The sequence below is a fragment of the Nocardia sp. NRRL WC-3656 genome (genome assembly GCF_000720265.1).
In the GTDB taxonomy this organism is placed as follows: domain Bacteria; phylum Actinomycetota; class Actinomycetes; order Mycobacteriales; family Mycobacteriaceae; genus Nocardia; species Nocardia nova.
Map to the genome: position 1 here is coordinate 1 of NZ_JOJF01000001.1, position 19497 is coordinate 19497.

Annotated in this window: 20 protein-coding genes; 11 read left to right on the forward strand and 9 right to left on the reverse strand. The window is 68.0% G+C overall.

The genetic code is table 11. From position 1 onward, the window contains the following. The 3 genes from IG65_RS0100005 to IG65_RS0100015 form a co-directional block, all read left to right on the forward strand. On the forward strand, positions 1-1799 hold a 1799-nt coding region (locus IG65_RS0100005), incomplete at its 5' end, for an NAD-glutamate dehydrogenase domain-containing protein (RefSeq protein ID WP_036522771.1). A 243-nt stretch (positions 1800-2042) separates the two neighbouring features. Beyond that, positions 2043-2417 (forward strand): thioesterase family protein, encoded by a 375-nt coding sequence (locus IG65_RS0100010; RefSeq protein ID WP_051755158.1) that lies wholly within the window; start codon positions 2043-2045, stop codon positions 2415-2417. 32 nt (positions 2418-2449) lie between these two features. Next, the gene (locus tag IG65_RS0100015; protein WP_030512688.1) at positions 2450-3103 is read left to right on the forward strand and encodes a hypothetical protein; all 654 of its coding nucleotides are present in this window, start codon (positions 2450-2452) and stop codon (positions 3101-3103) included. Between the two features lie 15 nt (positions 3104-3118). Here the strand turns inward: IG65_RS0100015 and IG65_RS0100020 are convergent, their stop codons facing one another. Further along, positions 3119-4060: an NAD-dependent epimerase/dehydratase family protein gene (locus tag IG65_RS0100020; protein ID WP_030512689.1), complete on the reverse strand. Its 942-nt coding sequence runs from the start codon at positions 4058-4060 to the stop codon at positions 3119-3121. 117 nt (positions 4061-4177) lie between these two features. Continuing rightward, a complete protein-coding gene (locus tag IG65_RS0100025) occupies positions 4178-4897 on the reverse strand; it encodes an HNH endonuclease (protein ID WP_227462928.1) in 720 nt (239 codons plus the stop codon). Positions 4898-5241: 344 nt separating this feature from the next. Here IG65_RS0100025 and IG65_RS0100035 point away from each other — a divergent pair, with 344 nt between their 5' ends. From IG65_RS0100035 to IG65_RS34195, 5 genes are all read left to right on the forward strand, one after another. Further along, positions 5242-5646 (forward strand): globin, encoded by a 405-nt coding sequence (locus tag IG65_RS0100035; protein ID WP_030512691.1) that lies wholly within the window; start codon positions 5242-5244, stop codon positions 5644-5646. A 20-nt stretch (positions 5647-5666) separates the two neighbouring features. Beyond that, the gene (locus IG65_RS0100040; protein ID WP_081879169.1) at positions 5667-7364 is read left to right on the forward strand and encodes a glycoside hydrolase family 13 protein; all 1698 of its coding nucleotides are present in this window, start codon (positions 5667-5669) and stop codon (positions 7362-7364) included. A gap of 50 nt (positions 7365-7414) precedes the next feature. Beyond that, positions 7415-7693, forward strand: coding sequence for a hypothetical protein (locus tag IG65_RS0100045; protein WP_030512693.1), 279 nt, complete (start codon positions 7415-7417; stop codon positions 7691-7693). 10 nt (positions 7694-7703) lie between these two features. Then, complete coding sequence (locus IG65_RS0100050) at positions 7704-8150, forward strand: DUF5130 family protein (protein ID WP_030512694.1); 447 nt, start codon at positions 7704-7706, stop codon at positions 8148-8150. A gap of 160 nt (positions 8151-8310) precedes the next feature. After that, the gene (locus IG65_RS34195) at positions 8311-8802 is read left to right on the forward strand and encodes a helix-turn-helix transcriptional regulator (RefSeq protein WP_081879170.1); all 492 of its coding nucleotides are present in this window, start codon (positions 8311-8313) and stop codon (positions 8800-8802) included. 49 nt (positions 8803-8851) lie between these two features. On the opposite strand, the gene IG65_RS0100060 is transcribed toward IG65_RS34195, so the two are convergent. The 3 genes from IG65_RS0100060 to pepN form a co-directional block, all read right to left on the reverse strand. Then, positions 8852-9442, reverse strand: coding sequence for a ClpP family protease (locus IG65_RS0100060; protein WP_030512696.1), 591 nt, complete (start codon positions 9440-9442; stop codon positions 8852-8854). A gap of 10 nt (positions 9443-9452) precedes the next feature. Beyond that, positions 9453-10070, reverse strand: coding sequence for a ClpP family protease (locus tag IG65_RS0100065; protein ID WP_030512697.1), 618 nt, complete (start codon positions 10068-10070; stop codon positions 9453-9455). Between the two features lie 180 nt (positions 10071-10250). After that, entirely contained in the window at positions 10251-12845 is a 2595-nt protein-coding gene (gene pepN, locus IG65_RS0100070; protein WP_030512698.1) for an aminopeptidase N, read from the reverse strand. A gap of 222 nt (positions 12846-13067) precedes the next feature. Between pepN and IG65_RS0100075 the strand changes: the two genes are divergently transcribed. Next, a complete protein-coding gene (locus tag IG65_RS0100075; RefSeq protein WP_030512699.1) occupies positions 13068-13892 on the forward strand; it encodes a phosphoribosylaminoimidazolesuccinocarboxamide synthase in 825 nt (274 codons plus the stop codon). Positions 13893-13962: 70 nt separating this feature from the next. Here the strand turns inward: IG65_RS0100075 and IG65_RS0100080 are convergent, their stop codons facing one another. From IG65_RS0100080 to IG65_RS0100090, 3 genes are all read right to left on the reverse strand, one after another. After that, on the reverse strand, positions 13963-15249 hold the full coding sequence (locus IG65_RS0100080) for an RNA polymerase sigma factor (protein ID WP_081879171.1): 1287 nt from the start codon (positions 15247-15249) through the stop codon (positions 13963-13965). Between the two features lie 11 nt (positions 15250-15260). After that, positions 15261-15662 (reverse strand): YciI family protein, encoded by a 402-nt coding sequence (locus IG65_RS0100085; protein ID WP_030512701.1) that lies wholly within the window; start codon positions 15660-15662, stop codon positions 15261-15263. Positions 15663-15759: 97 nt separating this feature from the next. Further along, the gene (locus tag IG65_RS0100090) at positions 15760-16980 is read right to left on the reverse strand and encodes an NAD(P)/FAD-dependent oxidoreductase (protein WP_030512702.1); all 1221 of its coding nucleotides are present in this window, start codon (positions 16978-16980) and stop codon (positions 15760-15762) included. 155 nt (positions 16981-17135) lie between these two features. On the opposite strand from IG65_RS0100090, the gene IG65_RS0100095 reads away from it, so the two are divergent. Then, positions 17136-17792 carry a DsbA family protein gene (locus IG65_RS0100095; protein WP_030512703.1) on the forward strand — a complete coding sequence of 219 codons (657 nt, stop codon included), beginning with the start codon at positions 17136-17138 and terminating at the stop codon, positions 17790-17792. Positions 17793-17838: 46 nt separating this feature from the next. Here the strand turns inward: IG65_RS0100095 and IG65_RS0100100 are convergent, their stop codons facing one another. Beyond that, on the reverse strand, positions 17839-18906 hold the full coding sequence (locus IG65_RS0100100; RefSeq protein WP_051755048.1) for a M48 family metallopeptidase: 1068 nt from the start codon (positions 18904-18906) through the stop codon (positions 17839-17841). A 73-nt stretch (positions 18907-18979) separates the two neighbouring features. Between IG65_RS0100100 and IG65_RS0100105 the strand changes: the two genes are divergently transcribed. After that, positions 18980-19450 carry a ribose-5-phosphate isomerase gene (locus IG65_RS0100105; RefSeq protein ID WP_030512705.1) on the forward strand — a complete coding sequence of 157 codons (471 nt, stop codon included), beginning with the start codon at positions 18980-18982 and terminating at the stop codon, positions 19448-19450. Positions 19451-19497: the final 47 nt, after the last annotated feature.

Genomic DNA, 19497 nt, shown 5'->3' on the forward strand with positions numbered 1-19497 from the left:
CGGGGGTGTCGTTCGCGGAGCGGAAGCGGTTGTTCGGGTTGGCGCGGTCGTCGTGGGCGGATTACGACACCTCGCTGATCAGCGAGGGCGGCGGCGTCTGGGATCGCACCGTGAAGGCCGTACCGGTGAGCCCGCAGATCCGGCGCGCCCTCGGTCTCGACGAGGATGTCGTATACCTGTCTCCGCCGGACATGATCCGGGCCATTCTGCTGGCACCGGTGCAATTGCTGTGGAACGGCGGAATCGGTACCTACATCAAGGCGAGTACGGAATCGAACGGCGATGTCGGCGACAAGTCCAATGACGCGGTGCGCGTGAATGCGAGTGATCTGCGCGTGCGCGTCATCGGGGAGGGCGGCAATCTCGGCGTGACCGCTCTGGGGCGCATCGAATTCTGCAAACTCGGTGGCAAATGCAATACCGACGCCCTCGACAATTCCGCCGGAGTCGACTGCTCGGACCACGAGGTCAATATCAAGGTGCTGCTGGACGGGGTCGTCTCCGCCGGCGAACTGCCGGTCGGCGACCGCAACCCGCTGCTGGCCTCGATGACCGACGACGTATCGGAAATGGTGTTGCGGGACAACGTCTCCCAGAACTTCCTGATGGGGATGTCGCGCACCGAGGCGCCGCGCATGCTCAACGTGCACATGCGGGTGATCGAGGACCTGGAACAGCGGCGGGGTCTGGACCGGGAATTGGAGGCTCTGCCCTCCACGAAGGAACTCGCTCGCCGTGCCGAGGCGGGGACCGGTCTCACCTCGCCAGAACTGGCGAATCTCCTGGCGCATGTGAAGTTGTCGCTGAAGGCCGATCTGCTCGACAGCGATCTGCCCGACAGCGCGTATTTCGCCGCCCGGTTGCCGAAGTACTTCCCGGCAGCGCTGCGGCAGCGATTCGGCGGTGCCATCAAACGCCACCGGCTGCGCCGCGAGATCGTCACGACCATGGTGGTGAACGAGATGGTCGACCTCGGCGGCATCACCTACGCGCACCGGCTCAACGAGGAAATCGGCGCCAGCGCAAGCGATGTGGTGCGCGCCTTCGCGGCCACCAGCCAGATCTTCGACCTCCATTCGCTGTGGGAGCGCATTCGCGCGGCCGACGTGCCGACGGCGGTGAAGGACGAATTGGAGCTGGAAACCAAGCGGACCCTCGACCGTGCGTCGCGCTGGCTGCTGAGCAACCGCCCGCAGCCGGTCGCGGTCGGTGCGGAAATCCACCGCTACAGCGGTCCGGTGCGCGAACTCGCGCCGAAGGTTCCGGGGTGGTTGCGCGGCCATCATCTCGACACGCTGTCCGAAGCTTCGGCCAAGATCGTCTCGCGTGGCGTACCGGAGGACCTCGCCACCGAGGTCTTCGGTCTGCTCAACCTGTTCCCGCTGCTCGATGTCGTCGATATCGCAGATATCACCGACCGCAGTGGCGAGGAGGTCGGTGCCCTCTACTACGCGCTCAACGAGCACCTCAAGATCGACTGGCTGCTGCAGGCCGTCAGCCATCTCGAGCGCGGTGATCGCTGGCACGCGCTGGCCCGGCTCGCCCTGCGCGACGATATGTACGGGTCGCTGCGGTCGCTCACCCTGGATGTGCTGTCCGCCGGCGATCCCGAGGAGACCGCGGAGGAGAAGATCGCGTACTGGGAGTCGAAGAACCAATCCCGGCTCGGCCGCGCGCGAGCGGCGCTGTCGGAATTGTTCGCCTCCGGAGCGCACGACCTGGCGACCCTCTCGGTGGCGGCGCGGCAGGTCCGCAGCATGGTCAGCGGGGTGGGGGCCCAGTCGGAGGTGCCTCGCTGATCGGCGGTTGCGCCGCGAACTGCATACTTGTTAGCCGAAGCGGTCCCGGCGCGGAGCCGGACGCCGCTTCGGCTTGCTCGACCGCCCGCGCCGGCACCGCCGCACGATGCGCGCGGGGCGGTAATCCGATCGGAGGTGAACAGCGTGACCAGTGTCGGCTCGGTGAACGGAGCCCCCAGAGCGGGAGGCACCGTCGTCCTGCCCAAACGTTTTCACGCGAAGGTCGATGTCCGATGGTCGGATATGGACGTCTTCCAGCACATCAACCATGCCCGCATGGTGACGTTGCTCGAGGAGGCGCGGATTCCGTGGCTGTTCGAGGGGGAGCGGCCCACTGCCGGGCTGCGTACCGGCTGTGTGCTGGCAGATCTGCACGTCCGCTACCGCGGCCAGCTCCGGCACGAGGACACCCCGCTGGATGTGGCGATGTGGATCGAACAGCTGCGCGCGGTGGATTTCACCATCGGCTACGAGGTCCGCGCGAACGGCGTGGCATTGGATTCACCGCCGGCCGTGGTCGCCACCACGCAGATCGCGGCCTTCGATATCGACACCCAGCGGCTGCGCCGGCTCACCGACGACGAACGGGACTATCTGAGCCTGTGGCGGGCCGAATAGCGGCGACGACACTCACGGACGACATCGGTTCGATGCTGCGCATATCCGATCCCGCCGAGCGGGAGAATCTCGCAACCTTTCTCACCCACGCGATCCGCCTGGATCCGGCTGCGGTCGTGCGGCTGCATCGCCGCGGCGATCGCTACGTCACCGCCTGGACGGCCACCGGATTCGAGGTACTGGCCGCGCGCACGGTGGTCGGCGAACTGGACGTCGCGGACGTCACCGTCGCCGGCGACGCAGCGTTGTCGGGACTCGAGCGGCCCGGCGCCGACGGGCGCATCGAGGTGGGGTACTCGATGGATTCGGCCTGGCGCACCGCCCTGCCGCCTGCCGTGGGCTTCGCCCATATCGACGATGTTCCGGCCCGGAGCCTGGTCGAACTCGCCGAACGCGGCGCGCAGGTGGCCGCCGAACACAGTGGCGGGCACGGCCCGCCGGCCTCGCTGCTGGAGCAGACGGTACTGACCGTCACCGGCGGCGACGAGCGGGTCGAGGTGCCGATGCGAGTCGTCTTCGCGCTCACCGCAATGGATTTCATTCCGCACGCCGGAGGCGAAGCAGACTCTCGGCGCATCGCGCCCAGCGAGACCGTGCGGGTGCGTGCCACCCGCACCTGGCTGCGGCTGGACGCCCGGTACGGCTCGGTTGCCCGTCGTCGCAGCGGGCCGCTGCTGGCCGGGTGACCGGCGCCGCATCGTTCACTTTCCTTCCGCCACCGCGGTTTTCCACCACGCGATCGTTCCGGCCGCGACCTCCGGCAGCGGTGTCGGCGCCAGGCCGAGCAGTCGTTCACTGTGCGTGGAATCGAGCCGGAAGGGCCGCTCGAACTGGTAGTTCATTTCCGCCAGCTCCCGCATCATCGAGCTCACGACGCCGGCCGTGCGCAGCGTCCAGCCTGGCAGCGCAACAACTTTCGGCATCGGCATCCGAGCCGCCTCGGCCAGTGCGGCGACCAGTTCGCGCATCGTGACGGCCGGGGCGGTCGGCGCGTGCAGGAAGGTGTTCCACACGGCGCTGTCCGCGGCCGCCCGGATCATGGCGGCGGCGAGATCGGGCATATAGGTGAACGAATGCGGAAGATCGGCCTTGCCGAAGATCTGAACGGTCTTGCCCGCCAAGATATTCGGCACCATGCGGTCACCGGCATGCGAGGTGCGTACATGCGGCCCGATGAAATCGGAGGCCGCCACACTGACCGTCGGCGTCGGCGACGCTTCGCGGGCGCGCAGGAGTTGCACGCGGATCGCCGGCTTGCCGAACTCGGCGGTGCGCGGCATATCTTCGGTCATCGGCCGGTCGACCGGGCCGTAGGAGTACAGGCTCTCCGGGAACACCACGACCGCGCCCGCGCGTCCGGCGACGTCCAGGATCGTCTGTTCAGCGCCGGGCAGCTCCGCCCGCCAGGTCCGTGCGGAGTATCGCGAGGCGTGGATGCAGTGGTAGATCGCGGTGGCACCGTCGACCGCGGCGGCGAGCTGGTGCCGATCGTTGACGTCCACCGGGCGCCGCTCGATGAGCGGATGATCCGGACCGCTGCCCGACCGGGTCAGGATGCGGACCGTCACCCCGGTGGCGGCGAGTTGTTCGGCGATCGTGGTGCCGACGGGTCCGGCTCCGGTGACGACATGCAGATCCGACATTGTGGGCTCCAATCACTTCAGTGAGCACTGCTCTTGCGTTCATGGACGAGTCTGCCCCACGTCCGTAGAGAAATCAAGAGCGGCGCTCACTATTGTGATCGTTGCGCCGCGAAAGGGTCAGGCAGCGCCCTCGCCCAAGTACTGCAACCACACCGGATCCAGATCCGACGTGGTCGACAGCAACCGCCAATGCGGCCCGGTCGGTGAGACCAGGGGGTGCATGAGCGTCCAGCCCAACTCGCTCAGGAGTTTGTCGGCCTTGCGGTGATTACAGGGAGCGCAGGAGGCTACGCAGTTCTCCCAGGAATGCGCGCCCCCACGACTACGTGGAATGACATGGTCGATCGTTTCGGCCTTTCCGCCGCAGTAGGCGCAGCGATAACGATCCCGATGCATGAGTGCCGCCCGGGTCATCGGGACCCGGGCGCGGTAGGGCACGCGCACGTAGCTGCGCAGCCGGATGACCGACGGCAGCGCGACCGAGGCGCCGGCGGAGTGGACGACCGGGCCCTCGGGATTGTGATGAACGGTATCGGCCTTGTCACAGACCAGCAGCACGATGGCCCGCCGGGCGGGCAGTGCGGTCAGTGGCTCGTAGGTGGCATTCAGAAGCAGCACCCGGTTCTTCACCCAGGCGGTAGCTGCGGATTCGGTGTTTCGGTGCGCGATCGCACCCGGGGACGAACGTCCCGGTGACGAGGACGGATGTCCCGGAGAGGAATATGCGGAGAGGATATGCAGCGGAGTAGCCCCCGACCCACGATTGTGGACATCGGCGGGCTGGAGTTGTCGGTGCGTTCTCGCCTCGTGTGACCGGGCGCCGTGCCGCTGCTTCATTGATGGACCCCGAATTCTGCTAGGTCGGTTCGTGTGCTGATCGGCAGACACTGTCACCAAGTTGACCACGGAACGTGCCCGTGTGCACAGTGATTTCGGTGCCGAAATTCGGGCCGGGTGCGCGGATCGCCGGTGGTCGACGCGGTGCGGCTCGGTATCCGGTGCTCGGATACCGGTGTCGGAGGCGATTATCTGCCGTGTTGCCGTCCCTCCGGCGACCGTCGTCTGAACGTCGCGTGATCCGCCGGTGACCGTCGGGCGGCTCCCGCACGGGTGGGCCGTCCGTGGGCGGTGCGGGCACAATGGTGGGCGGATATGGGCAGGCGAGCAGATCGAGAGGGTCGATGACTTCCGGCGAACAGACGGCGACATCGTTCTACGAGGCGGTCGGCGGGGCGGAAACGTTCCGGCGGATCGTCGCGGCGTTCTATCGGGAGGTGGCCGCCGACGAAATCCTGCGGCCGATGTATCCGGAGCAGGACCTCGGCCCGGCCGAGCGCCGGTTGCGCATGTTCCTCGAACAGTACTGGGGCGGCCCGCGCACCTATTCCGACGAACGCGGACATCCGCGGCTGCGCATGCGGCATATGCCGTTCAGTATCGGACCACTTCAGCGTGATGCGTGGTTGCGCTGCATGCATATCGCGATTGCCGAAATCGAGCCGGACGTTCTCGACGACGAACACCGGCGTGCGCTGCTCGACTACCTGGAGATGGCCGCTAATTCGCTGATGAATTCCCCGATGTGAGCCGAGCCGGGGACACGACTGTGACACCGTCATCGGCCGGGGAGCAGGCTGAGCTCGACGCGGCGGCGGTCGCCGCCGAGCACGCGGAGGAATCGACGCCGCCGCCGTGGTGGCGTTCGGCGGTCTTCTATCAGATCTATCCGCGCTCGTTCGCCGATTCCTCCGGCGACGGGATCGGCGATCTCGCCGGCATCCGCGACCGGCTCGGCTATCTGGAACTGCTCGGCGTCGACGCACTGTGGATCTGTCCGGTGATGCGGTCGCCGATGGCCGACGGCGGGTACGACGTGAGCGATCCGCGCGATATCGACCCGCTCTTCGGTGACCTGGCGACGATGGACCGGCTGATCGCCGAGGCCCACGAACGCGGTATCCGGTTGACGATGGATCTGGTGCCCAACCACACCAGCGACCGCCACCCGTGGTTCGCCGCCGCGGTGGCGGCCGCACCCGGCAGTGCCGAGCGAGCCCGCTACATCTTCCGCGACGGTCGCGGGCCCGGCGGTGCGCAACCGCCCAACAACTGGCCCAGCATCTTCGGCGGGCCGGCGTGGACGCGCATCACCGAGCCCGACGGGACGCCGGGACAGTGGTATCTCCATCTGTTCGCATCGGAACAACCTGATCTGAACTGGGACAATCCGGAGGTGGTCGCTGACTTCGAGCAGACCATGCGGTTCTGGCTCGATCGCGGCGTCGACGGCTTCCGCATCGATGTGGCGCACGGCATGGCCAAACCGTCCGGACTGCCCGATATGGATCCGGCCGTGGTGGCCGCGGTCGGCCTCTCCGCCGACCCGTCGGCGGCCCATACGCCGGACGCCGACGCGAAACTGCTGGTGCACGACGACAGCGATCCGCGCTTCAACAATCCGGGGGTCCACGACATCCACCGTCGGCTGCGCAAGGTGGTCGACGAGTATCCGGACGCGGTGTCGATCGGCGAGGTGTGGGTCGAGGACAACGTCCGCTTCGGCGAGTACGTGCGTCCGGACGAACTGCACCTCGCCTTCAATTTCCGGCTTGCCGAGACGCCGTTCGACGCGGTGAAAATTCGTGCGGCAGTGGACAATTCGCTAAAATCGGTGGCGCAGGTCGGTGCCGTCCCGACCTGGACGCTGTCCAATCACGACATCGAGCGGGAGGTGACCCGCTACGGCGGCGGCGCGTCCGGCATCGCTCGCGCCCGGGCGATGATCATGGTCGAACTCGCGCTTCCGGGTGCGGTTTTCGTCTACAACGGCGCCGAACTGGGGCTGCCGAATGTCGACGACTTGCCCGAGGACGTGCTTGCCGACCCGGTCTGGGAACGCTCCGGGCACACCGAACGCGGGCGTGACGGCTGCCGGGTGCCGATCCCGTGGGAGGGCGTGCGTCCGCCCTTCGGATTCACCGAGGGTGCCGGCTCCTGGCTGCCCATTCCGGCGGAGTGGGCCGATCGGACCGTGGCGGCGCAACTCGAGTCGCCCACCTCGACGCTGTCGCTGTATCGGACCGCCCTCGCACTGCGCCGTACCCGAGACGAATTCGACGGCGATACCGTCGACTGGCTCGGCGGGCCGCCCGGCTGTCTCGTCTTCCGCCGGCCGGGCGGACTGATCTGTGTGCTCAACGCCGCCGCGGACCCGATCGCACTGCCTCCGGGCACGGTGCTGCTGACGAGCGTGCCGCTGCACGAGGGCCTGCTCGCACCGGAGTCGGCGGCCTGGTTGGTGTGACACGACGGCTCGGCGCGGAGCGGCAAACCACGATCGTCTACCGTTGATCCGTGAGCATTCTCGAAACAGTGCTGATCTTTCTCGGCATCCCGCTGGTGATCTACGCGGTGATCGCCGGACTGTCGTTCCTCGGCAAACCGCTGCCCGGCGAGAAGCCGGTCCACTACGACCTCGGGAAGAAGTGGACCGCGGAGCCGGTGCTGTGGAGCGCGACCGATGAGGTGACCGCATTCGGTCACGGTGTCGCTGAGTCGTCGCATGGGCACCATGCGGCCATCGAATCCACCGGGGCAGATCTGATCGGAGGCCGGGCAAGTGGCAACTTCTAATTGGCCTGTGGTGGACCCGTCCACCCTGCCGCACGGGTACGCCATCACCCCCAGCGGCCGGGTATCCGGCGTGCACGAAGCCGGTGACGTGTTCAAGGAGGCGCCGTTCAACGATCATGAGCGGCTGCTGATGGACAACACCCTCACCGAGGCGACCCGGACTACCAAGGTCCGGTTCAACATCTACATCGGCGATCTGGGCGCGGATGCCGCCGCCGGCGCCGACGCGGTGTTTCCGTCGACCCCCGAGGCGGCACGTTCGGTGCTCATCGCCGTCTCGCCCAACGACAAGGCGGTCGAGGTTCGTTCCGGTCGCGATGTCGCCGACCGCGTGAACGACCGGGTCTGCCAGCTCGGCGTCACCGCGGCGCTCGCGTCGCTGCGGCAGGGACAGCTCATCGACGGAGTCGTCTCCGCCGTCCGCGTGATGGCGTCCGCGATCGGCCGCCCGAGCTGATTCGTTCGCACTGATCGGCACGCTCGCGCCGGTTCGCATCAGGGCCACGCACCCCTTCCCGGAACAACCGGGGAGGGGTGCGGCTGTATGCGGACGACCCGAAATACGCTGTGAGCGTAAGCGAGCGGTCCCGGCCCGCCGGTGGCCGTAGGCTCACCGCATGGCCGAGTATCCGCAACTGCATTCGATCCCCGGCGGACGTGACCTCGAGTCCCCGTCCTCGACCGGTGCGGACACTGCGGCAGAGTCCGCACCGCCGGCCGAAACCGATCCTCGACCGCAGCGAGACGTGCTGCGTTCGGTGCCGTCGCGCCCCGGCCCGCCTCGGGAGTCCCGCACCGCCCGGGAACCGCTGTGGCGTGAGGTACTCGGCGAACGGTTGCGCGAACTGCGCCGCGACCACGGGGAGACGTTGACCGAAACGGCGGGCCGAGCCGGGATTTCACCGCAGTATCTGTCGGAGATCGAACGCGGTCGCAAGGAACCTTCGAGCGAGATGATCGCCGCGCTCGCCGGTGCGCTCGGCACCACATTGGGCGAACTGACCGCGGAGATCGCCGCCGACCTGCTGCGGGTCACTCGCCTCGCGCCGGTGCGCCCGCTGGCCGCCCGCCCACCGGCCGGCCCCACCATGCTCGCCCGCGCCGCCTGAGTCCGCGCCGCGCCGCACCGGGGACCGGCGAGCGCTCACCGCGATCCGGTCAGGTCCGGGCGTCGAGGATGGTGTCGGCCAACCCGTATTCCACCGCTGCCTGCGCGGTGAACACCCGGTCGCGATCGGTGTCGTGTCGTAGCGTCGCGACGTCCTGGCCCGTGTGGCGGGACAGGATCGTCTCGATTTCGGCGCGCATCCGGACGAGTTCGTCGGCCTGGATGATGAGATCGGGGATCGCTCCCTGTCCGCGGGTCGCCGGCTGATGCAGGACGGCGCGCGCATGCGGCAGCATCGCCCGCCGGCCCGCCGCGCCGCCGGCCAGCAGCACCGCGCCGACCGCGATGGCCTGGCCGACACAGGTGGTCGCCACCGGCGACGAAATGTGCTGCATGGTGTCGTAGATCGCCAGCATCGCCGACAGATCGCCGCCCTCGCAGTTGATGTAGAGGTTGATCTCCTGGCCCGCGCTCTCGGCATCCAGATGCAGCATCTGCGCGATCAGCGCATTCGCCACCCCGGAATCGATCGGCGTGCCGAGGTAGACGATGCGCTCGGTGAGCAGGTGCGAGTAGACGTCCATGATCCGCTCGCCGCGCGGATGCTGCGCGATGACATTGGGAATGGTGTAGCTGGTCATGTGGTGCCCCCTATGCTTTCCCGGCCGAGATTCCGATGCGCTGGCGTTGCGGGATGACCTGGTCGAAAGAGTCGACGATGTGGTCGATGAAGCCGTACTCCCGGGCCTCGGTCGCGGTGAACCAGCGGTCGTGCAGTGAATCCTCGTAGATGCGGTCGAACGGTTGCCCGGTGTCCTCGGCGATCAGTCCGAGCACGGTGTTCACCGTGTGGCGCAGATCGTCGGCCTGCACCTCCACCTCGCCCGCGCTGCCGCCGATACCCGCCGACCCCTGATGCATGAGGATGCGGGCGTGCGGCAGTGCGTAGCGGCGGCCGCGAGTTCCGGCCGAGAGCAGGAATTGCCCTGCGCTGCAGGCCAATCCGAGCGCCAGCGTGGACACCCGGCACGGCACCAGTCGCATCACGTCGCGAATCGCGAGCATCGACGGCACCGACCCGCCCGGCGAGTGAATCCACAGTGAGATGTCGGCGTCGGGGTCTTCGGCCGCGAGGGTGAGCATCTGGGTCGTGAGCAGCGTGCCGTTGTCGTCGTCGAGCCCGCCGTCGAGGACGAGGATGCGGCGGCTGAGCAGCTGCTCGCGCGACCGCCAACTGAACAACGGAATCTTGTTGTCGTCGTGAGCCATACGCCCACGGTGCCGCAGCGGACCCGGCACGCGCCCGTCATGCTGCTGTCAGCAGATCTGCTCACAGCAGCGGCAGTCGATGCGCGGCCGAGGCTGCGCATCCCTCAGGACTCGAGGCGAGCCGGCACGCCCCGATTCCGGGCCCGTGGTGGCGACCGCACCACCACGGGCAACCGGATCTCAGGCGATGTCGGCGGCGCGGGCGCGCAGCGAGCGTTCGATTCCCGCCTTACCCTCGATCACCAAGCGGCGCAGGGCCGGCGGATGCTCATCGGCGAGGAATTTGTCGGCCACGGCCACGGCTTCCTCGCTGATGGCCCAGTGCGGGTAGAGGCCGACCACGACGGTCTGCGCGACCTCGCTGGAGCGGCGTTCCCACACCGAGGCGATCTCGTCGAAGTAGCGCTGCACGTAGGGCGCGAGCAGTTCGCCCTGGCCGATGGGAGCGAAGCCGCCGACGATGGCGCGGGCGGTGATGTTCGGGACGGAGTCGTCGTCCATCACCGTCCGCCACGCCTTCTCCTTGACCTCGGCCTGCGGCCGGGCGGTGGCGGCCGCGGCCGCCTGGCGCCGGCCCGCGGCGGTGGGATCACGCTCGAGTTCGGCGTCGATGACCGGGGTCTCGGTGCTCTCGGCATCGAGCTGACCGGCCGCCGCCAGCGCCTGCACGATCCGCCAGCGCAGATCGGTGTCCACCGCGAGCCCGGGCAGTTCGACCGCGGCCGGATCGGAGTCCAGCAGCAGCGTGCCCAGCACTTCGCTGTGCCACGGTGACAGGCGCGCGGCGGTGAGGGCGTTGACGAAGGCCAGCTGATGATCCGAACCCGGTTCGGCCGCACGGGCCAATTCCAGGAGCCGGTCGGCGAAGGCCGGCCATCCGGTCTGATCGGCCCACTCGGGGTCGGCGTAGCTCGCCAGAGCGGTCTGTGCCTGCATCAGAAGCCGTTGCACCACACCGATTTCGGTTTCCGCGCCGATCCCGCGCTGCACCAGCGCCACGAAATCCCGTGCCCGCATCTCCGCCTGCCGCGTCATCTCCCATGCCGCCGACCAGCACAGCGTGCGCGGCAGGGATTCGGCGATATCGGCGATGCGCGCTACCACGGTGTCGAGCGATTGTGGATCCAGGCGCAGCGAGCAGTAGGTCAGGTCGTCGTCGTTCACCAGCACCAGCTGTCCGCGCTCGACGCCGACCAGCTCGGCGACCTCGGTGCGCTCGGCGGCGTCGAGATCGAGTTCGACCCGCTTGGTGCGCACCAGCTTTCCGTCGCGGTCGTCGTAGACGCCGACGGCCAGGCGGTGCACGCGGTGCTCGCCGGCGCCGGGTTCGGCACCGCCCTGCACGACGGCGAATCGGGTGAATTTCCCGTCGGCGTCGACCTCGAAGTCGGGACGCAGCGTGTTGAGGCCGGTGGTCTTGAGCCACTGCGCGCCCCAGCCGGAAAGATCACGCCCGGAAGACTTTTCGAGCGCGCCGACCAGATCGTCGAAGGTTGCGTTGCCGAAGGCATGTGCGGCGAAGTAGTCCCGCAGCCCGGCCAGGAACGGCTCCAGCCCCACGTAGGCCACCAGCTGCTTGAGTACCGAGGCGCCCTTGGCGTAGGTGATGCCGTCGAAGTTGACCTCCACGGCCGCCAGGTCCGGAATGTCGGCGGCGATGGGATGGGTGGAGGGCAGCTGATCCTGCCGGTACGCCCACGACTTCTCCACATTGGCGAAAGTCGTCCAGGCGCCGGTGTATTCGGTGGCCTCGGCCTGGCACAGGACCGAGGCGAAGGTGGCGAACGATTCGTTCAGCCACAGATCGTCCCACCACTTCATGGTGACGAGGTCGCCGAACCACATATGCGCCATCTCGTGCAGCACGGTCTCGGCGCGACGCTCGTAGGAGGCCCGGGTGACCTTGGACCGGAACACGTAGTCCTCGAGGAACGTCACCGCGCCGGCGTTCTCCATCGCGCCGGCGTTGAACTCGGGAACGAACAGCTGATCGTATTTCCCGAACACGTAGGGGACACCGAAATTGCGGTGATAGAACGCGAAGCCCTGCTTGGTTTCGGTGAAAAGCCTTTCCGCGTCCATGAATTCGGCGAGCGAGGCGCGGCAGTAGATGCCGAGCGGGATCGTGGACTGATCGTCGGTGTACACATCGATCCACTTGGCGTACGGCCCGGCGATGAGCGCGACCAGATAGGTGCTCATCCGCGGCGTCGTGGCGAAGGTGTGCTCGACCACCTCGCCGACGGTGCGGGTGGCGGTCGCGGCGCCGTTGGAGATCACCTCCCAGTCGGCGGGCGCGGTGACCGTCATGTCGTAGGTCGCCTTGAGGTCGGGCTGGTCGAAGCACGCGAACATCCGCTTGGCGTCGGCGGTTTCGAACTGCGAGTACAGATAGACCTTGTCGTCGGTCGGATCGACGAAGCGGTGCAGGCCCTCACCCGTGTGCGAGTACACGCAGTCGGCCTCGACCACCAGGACGTTGTTCTCGGCCAGATCGGTGAGGGTGAGGCCCTCGGACTCGTCGTAGCCGGAAACGTCGAGTTCGGTGCCGTTGAGTACGGCCGAACGCACACCCGCGGCGACGATGTCGATGAAGGTCTGCGCGCCCGGGGTGGCGGTGAACGTGACGGTGGAGCGCGAGAAGAACGTCTCGCCGGCGGTGGCCGCGGGACCGGTCGGTTGCCCGGTGAGGTCGAGTTCGACGCGATAGTTCTCCACACTGATCGTCGCGGCCCGCGCGATGGCTTGGTCGCGGGTGAGGTTCGGTGCAGACAAGGAGACTCCTTCGCTCGGACCGGTCGTGTGAACCACGCTGCGGATGCAGTCGCTGACGGTGCCCAGAATGCCACGTTCGCGACCGCACGGCTGGGCCGACCGTGCATCCGCACCCCGTGCGTGACGAAACGCCGCGCGCCACGCCACCGAGCGTCCGGGCCCGCCGGGGCGCTCGGTAGGCTGGGCGTTCGTGTGCGGCGGACAGCGAAGCGAGGAGGGCCGGTGAAGCACATCCACGCCGGTAAGGTGCGCGATCTCTACGAGGACGGGGAATCGCTGATTCTGGTCGCCTCCGATCGGGTCTCGGTCTACGACGTGGTGCTGCCGACGCCGATTCCGGACAAGGGCGCGCTGCTCACCCAGTTGTCGAACTGGTGGTTCGACTACTTCTCCGATGTGCCCAACCACGTGCTCTCGACCACCGACGTGCCCGATGAATTCGCCGGGCGGGCGGTGCGCGTTCGACCGCTGAAGATGGTGCAGGTGGAGTGCATCGCCCGCGGCTACCTGGTCGGCTCCGGCCTGCAGGAGTACCGCCGCACCGGCGCGGTCTCCGGGGTGGCGCTGCCCGGCGGGCTGCGTGAGGGCGACAAACTTCCCGAGCCGATCTTCACCCCCACCACCAAGGCGTCCGCGGGACACGACGAGCCGATCACCTTCGACGATGTGGTGAATCAGGAGGGTCGCGAGGTCGCCGAGAAACTCCGCGACCTGACCTTGCAGATCTACACCCGCGGCGCCGAGCACGCCGCGGGGCGCGGGGTGATCATCGCCGACACCAAGGTCGAATTCGGCTGGGACGGTGATGTTCTCACTCTCGGTGACGAGGTCCTGACCTCCGATTCGTCGCGATTCTGGCCGGCCGACGAATGGGAGCCAGGCCGGGCGCAGCGCTCGTTCGACAAGCAGTTCGTCCGCGACTGGGCGACCTCCACCGGCTGGGACAAGGAGCCGCCCGGCCCGGAGATTCCCGCCGATGTCGTGGCCGTGACCCGCGAGAAGTACATGGATGCCTATCAGCGCATCACCGGCAACACCTGGTCGTGAGATCGGTCAGCTTCGCATCCGTAACCGGTTGCGTCGCATCGGTTTTCGATGATCGGCGGGCGCCCGCCGGCTATGCTGCGCGCAGCTCGGCCGCGCGCAGCATGAGGTAGTCGCGCTCGGGCGTACTCGTGGTCAGGTGAGCCGCTGCCGTATAGGACTCGATCGCCGCCGCGCGGTCACCCGCCATCTCGTGCAGGTGTCCTCGTACCGCCTCGAGTCGATGGCTGCCTCGCAGGCGATCCGCCAGCGCGTTCGCCGATTCCAGTCCGGCAGCGGGCCCGTGCACCATGGCCACCGCCACGGCGCGGTTCAGGCTCACCATCGGATTGTCCGACAGCCGCTCGAAGACGTTGTACAGCAGCAGAATTCGCTCCCAGTCGGTCTCCTCGGCGCTCGGCGCCCGGGTATGCAGTGCGGCGATCGCGGCCTGGACACGATAGGGACCGCCCAATCCCGCCTCGACCGCCGCCGTCGCCAGCCGCATCCCCTCCCGGGCACGTTCGCGGTCCCAGCGGGTGCGGTCTTGTTCGGCCAGCGGAATCAATTCACCGCTGGGGCCCAGGCGTGCCGCGCGGCGGGCGTCGGTGAGCAACATCAGCGCGAGCAGCCCCGTGACCTCCGGATCGTCCGGGAGCAGCCGGTGGACCTTGCGGGCCAGGCGAATCGCCTCCGCGGCGAGATCGGGGCGGTACAAACGGGAGCCGCCGGTCGCGGTATGCCCCTCGGTGAACATCACGTACAGCACATGCAGGACCGGCCCGAGCCGCGGCCCCCAGTGTTCCAGGGCCCCAGCGGACTCGGCGAACGGGCGCGGCAGTGCGGCGAGCCGCTTCTTGGCGCGTGAAATACGCTGGGCCATTGTGGTTTCCGGCAGCAGGAAGGCCCGGCCTATCTCCTCGGTGGTGAGACCGCCCACCGCGCGCAGCGTCACCGCGATCGCACTGGCGGGCGACAACGCGGGGTGGCAGCACAGCAGCAGCAACGTCAATGTGTCATCGGCGGCCGGATCGGTCTCCGCGGGTGGCACGTCCCGCAGGGCGACCGTCGTCTCGCGAGTGCGGCGTGCGATCTCCGCGCGCACCGAGTCGATCAATCGCCGCTGCGCGACCTGGAGCAGCCATGCCCGCGGATTGTCCGGGTAGCCCTTGTCCGGCCACTGGGTGACCGCGGCGAGCATCGCTTCCTGCACCGCGTCCTCGGCCGCATCGAAATCGCCGTATCGGCGCACCAGAATGCCCAGCACGACCGGTGCGACCTCACGCAGAAGCAGCGCGACCTCCTGTGCGGACTCGCCGCGCTGCGTATCGCGTTCCGACGGCTGCCCGACAGGGACGGCCGGTGCCTGTGATCCGGGCATGGCTCGGCGGCTCAGGCCTCGGTCGCCGGGGCGTCCATCACCGCGCGCACCTCGATGTATTCACCGATGGGCGTGCCGCCCGGGCCCGGTGCGGCCGATGCCTGCGCGGCGATCTCCAACGCCCGATCGGCGCTGTCCACATCGACGATCCAGTAACCCGCCAGGAATTCCTTGGTCTCCGGGAACGGGCCGTCGGTGACCACCGGCGCGGACCGCCCGTCGGCGCTGACGATGCGGGCCTGATCCGGAAACGCCAGGCCCTGGGCGTCGACCAGCTCGCCCGATTCGCGCAGTGCCGCACCGAGCGCACGCTGGAATTCGATATGGGCCGCGATGTCCTCCGGCGGCCATTCGCCGATCGGAGTATCGCAGTGCGCGGCGGGGCGGTAGGTCTTGAGCAGCATGTACTTCACGATGGTCTCCTCGGCTCGCCGGCGCGCCACCGCGGCGCGCTCACGATCGGGTCGGAGCCGGCCGCGACTCCTCGACCTACCTCGGCTGTGACTGTGGTCACAATGTGGTGCTCGTGTCGGCCAGCGCCTCCGGATTCACCGGTTCGCCGCCGAGGATCAGTTCCTTGATCCGATCGGTGACGTCCCAGACGTTGACGTTCATTCCCGCCAGCACGCGATTGCCCTGATCCAGCCAGAAGGCGATGAATTCGCGGCTCGCGGTGTCGCCGCGCACCACGACGGACGTGGTCGCGCCCGGCGCGACGAAACCGGTGTACTCCATGCCGAGGTCGTACTGGTCGGTGAAGAAGTACGGCAGCCGATCGTAGGTCGCGGGCCGGTCGAGCATCGTCAGCGCCGCCACGGCCGGTTGATTGAGGGCGGTGGCCCAGTGTTCGACCCGCACCCGCTGCCCGAGCACCGGATGCTGCTGGTCGGCGATATCGCCCACCGCGACGATATCGGGATCGCTGCTGGCCAGGCTCTCGTCCACCAGCACGCCGCCCTCGACCGCGAGACCCGCGTCGGCGGCCAGTTCGATATTCGGCCGGGCGCCGACCGCGATCAGCACCGCATCGGCATCCACGACCGTGTCGTCGGCGAGCCGGACGCCGGTGGCCTTCCCGTCGGCGGTCACGATCTCGGCGGCCTTCACGCCACAGCGCAGGTCGACGCCGTGCGCGCGGTGCAACTCGCCGAAGATCGCGCCCATCTCCTCGCCGAGCGCGCCCTGCAACGGGACCGCGCCGACCTCCAGGACGGTCACCTCGAGACCTGCGGTGCGCGCGGCCGCGGTGACCTCCAGGCCGATCCAGCCCGCGCCGATGACGACCATCCGCCGCGCCGAGCCGAACAGTGAGATGAGCGCATCGGATTGCCCGATCGTGCGCAACATGTGCACGCCCTCGGCATCGGCGCCGGGAATCGGCAATCGACGCGAGCGCGAGCCGGTGGCGAGGGCGAGTTTGTCGTAGGGCCGGGTCGAACCGTCCGGCAGCGCAACCGTTTTCGACGAGCGGTCGATGGCCGTCACGGTGGTGCCGAGCAGCAGTTCGACCTCGTGATCGCGATACCACTGCTCGGTGTGCACGGTGAAATCGGCGAGCGATTTCTTGCCGAGCAGATGTTCCTTCGACAGTGGCGGCCGCTCGTAGGGTAGCTGCGCCTCCTCGCCGATCAACGTGATGGCGCCGTCGAAATCGTTGTCGCGCAACGACTCCGCCAGCTTCGCGGCGGCCAGACCGCCACCGACGATGACGAACCTGGAATCTGTGGGCATTGGGAAAACCTCCGGGCAGCGGGCAACCAGGGTCACATCCGACCCTACTGTGCGATCCCGCGGCGATCGGGAAATATCGCCAACTTCGCGGCGTTGACCAATGCTGAGGGCGGGTGGCGTGCGGCCTCCCCACTGCTTCTTCGAAGGGACGAAATGTGAGCGATCAGACGACCACCGCCGGTTCCAGGGACCGCGTCGATTTCTGGTTCGATCCGCTGTGCCCGTGGTGCTGGATCACCTCGCGCTGGATTCTGGAGGTCGGGAAGGTCCGCGATATCGACACGCACTTCCACGTCATGAGCCTGGCCGTGCTCAACGAGGGCCGTGAGGACCTTCCCGAGCGCTACGTCGAGATGATGAAATCGGCGTGGGGGCCGGTCCGGGTGGCCATCGCCGCGGCCGAGCAGCACGGCGAGAAGGTGCTCTCACCGCTGTACACCGCGATGGGCACCCGCATCCACAATCGCCGGGAGGAGTACGAGCGCGAGAACCAGGCCGACACCCTGGCCGCGGTCGTCGCCGACGCTCTCGCCGAGGTGGGGCTGCCCGCCGAACTGGCCGAGGCCGCCACGAGCACCGACTACGACGAGGCGCTGCGCAAGAGCCACCACGCCGGCATGGACAAGGTCGGGCCGGATGTCGGCACGCCGACCATCCACATCAACAACACCGCCTTCTTCGGCCCCGTGCTGTCGCGGATCCCGCGCGGCGAGGAGGCGGGGAAGGTGTGGGACGGGGCGGTCGCCCTGGCGTCCTACCCGCACTTCTTCGAGCTCAAGCGGACCCGCACCGAGGACCCGCAGTTCGACTAGTGCATCGACGGCACGGGGCGACGCGCGCCCCGTGCCGGGCGCACGGCTACCGCGGCGGCAGCCCCGGAACTTCGCCGTATCCGGGGTAGCTGCCCATCTGGACGGGCGGTCCGGCCGGTGGCATCGGCGGCGGCGGGGCCGCCGGCGGACCGCTCGGCCGCAGGAACATCCGCCCGTGCCGGCTGCGGTCGCGCAGCGCCCACATCCGCCAGGTCAGCACCGGATGCGAGGACATGGCGTTGACCATCCAGACGAAGAACCCCTTGTCCTGTGGCGCGCGGTCGGCCATCTCGTCGAAATCGACCAGCGAGTTCAGGTATTTGCCGCCCGCAAGGGTTTTCATCGCGCCCGGGGCGCCGAGATGGCGGTTGCAGAAACCGTGATTGTCGGCGGTGTACTCCTGCGCGCGAATCAGCGAGTTGCCGATGATCGGCAGGAACGGCACGAGGAACATGCCCAGCTGGCGCCAGTAGGACACATGGCCGGCCGCGATATGTCCGACCTCGTGGCCGATGATGAAGGCCAGCGCGTCGGGGTCGCGAGCCTGACCGCCGATCTCGAACAGATCGCTGTAGACGACCACGTAGCGGCGGAATCCGTGTCCCGAGGCGAAGGCGTTGATCTGCCCGTTGCCCAGCACCACGTAGGCATCCGGGACGGTCGCCATGCCGAAACGCGCGGCCGCCTCGACCACCATCCGGTATCCCTCCGGGAACTGGGTGGGCGACATCTTCACGGCATTGAGCCGCTGCATCGAATAATTGGTGCCGCGGCCGAACCACAGCAGCAGCGGCGCGAGGATCAGCAGCAGGACATAATAGTTCACCGCACCGACGAGCAGGAACAGCAGCGCGATCAGATATCCGCTGACGGTGGCCAGAATCACGACGATCAGCAGCGGGATCTCCCAGCTGTGCCGGGCCGGCATACCCCACGGGGACAATCCCCGCGTCGGTTGGTACGGAGGGATGTGCGGCGGCGAAAACGCTTGCTGCGGACCCCATCCCGGCGGTCCCAGCCGAGGATCCCACCCCGCCATACCGGTCACCGGATTCCACCCCGGTCCGCGCCCCTGCTGTGGTGACTGATCGGCCCACTGATCTTCGGACTGCATGGGCTGAACTCTATAGAGGATCGGGAAACGACCCCATGTGGAGCGAAACCACCCACCTGACAGAATCTCAGCCATGCGCGTATACCTGGGTGCCGACCATGCCGGCTTCGAATTGAAGAACCAAGTGAAGGATCATCTGACGCAGGCCGGTCACGACGTGGTCGACTGCGGAGCCCACGAGTACGACGCCGTCGACGACTACCCGGCCTTCTGCATCGACGCCGCCCGTCGCGTCGTCGCCGACCCGGGCAGCCTCGGCATCGTGTTCGGTGGCAGCGGTAACGGCGAGCAGATCGCCGCGAACAAGGTTCCCGGCGCGCGTTGTGCGCTGGCCTGGAGCGTGGAGACCGCGAAACTGGCTCGTGAGCACAACAATGCGCAGCTCATGGGCATCGGCGGCCGGATGCACAGCACCGAGGATGCCTTCGCGATCATCGATGCGTTCCTGGCGACGCCGTGGTCGGACGAGGCGCGGCATCAGCGGCGCATCGACATCATCGCCGAATACGAGAAGACCGGTCAGCCGCCGGCGGTGCAGAGCTAGCAGGTACCGAACCGGGCCGGGCGGCGCCGTCCGGCCCGTCCGGCCGC

Excerpts from the sequence above, each read along its gene's own strand:
- IG65_RS0100010 (WP_051755158.1), top strand. The coding sequence starts at position 2,043 with ATGGACGTCTTCCAGCACATCAACCATGCCCGCATGGTGACGTTGCTC.
- IG65_RS0100015 (WP_030512688.1), top strand. The coding sequence starts at position 2,450 with ATGCTGCGCATATCCGATCCCGCCGAGCGGGAGAATCTCGCAACCTTT.
- IG65_RS0100020 (WP_030512689.1), bottom strand. The coding sequence starts at position 4,060 with ATGTCGGATCTGCATGTCGTCACCGGAGCCGGACCCGTCGGCACCACG.
- IG65_RS0100025 (WP_227462928.1), bottom strand. The coding sequence starts at position 4,897 with ATGAAGCAGCGGCACGGCGCCCGGTCACACGAGGCGAGAACGCACCGA.
- IG65_RS0100035 (WP_030512691.1), top strand. The coding sequence starts at position 5,242 with ATGACTTCCGGCGAACAGACGGCGACATCGTTCTACGAGGCGGTCGGC.
- IG65_RS34195 (WP_081879170.1), top strand. The coding sequence starts at position 8,311 with ATGGCCGAGTATCCGCAACTGCATTCGATCCCCGGCGGACGTGACCTC.
- IG65_RS0100060 (WP_030512696.1), bottom strand. The coding sequence starts at position 9,442 with ATGACCAGCTACACCATTCCCAATGTCATCGCGCAGCATCCGCGCGGC.
- IG65_RS0100065 (WP_030512697.1), bottom strand. The coding sequence starts at position 10,070 with ATGGCTCACGACGACAACAAGATTCCGTTGTTCAGTTGGCGGTCGCGC.
- IG65_RS0100080 (WP_081879171.1), bottom strand. The coding sequence starts at position 15,249 with ATGCCCGGATCACAGGCACCGGCCGTCCCTGTCGGGCAGCCGTCGGAA.
- IG65_RS0100090 (WP_030512702.1), bottom strand. The coding sequence starts at position 16,980 with ATGCCCACAGATTCCAGGTTCGTCATCGTCGGTGGCGGTCTGGCCGCC.
- IG65_RS0100100 (WP_051755048.1), bottom strand. The coding sequence starts at position 18,906 with ATGCAGTCCGAAGATCAGTGGGCCGATCAGTCACCACAGCAGGGGCGC.
- IG65_RS0100105 (WP_030512705.1), top strand. The coding sequence starts at position 18,980 with ATGCGCGTATACCTGGGTGCCGACCATGCCGGCTTCGAATTGAAGAAC.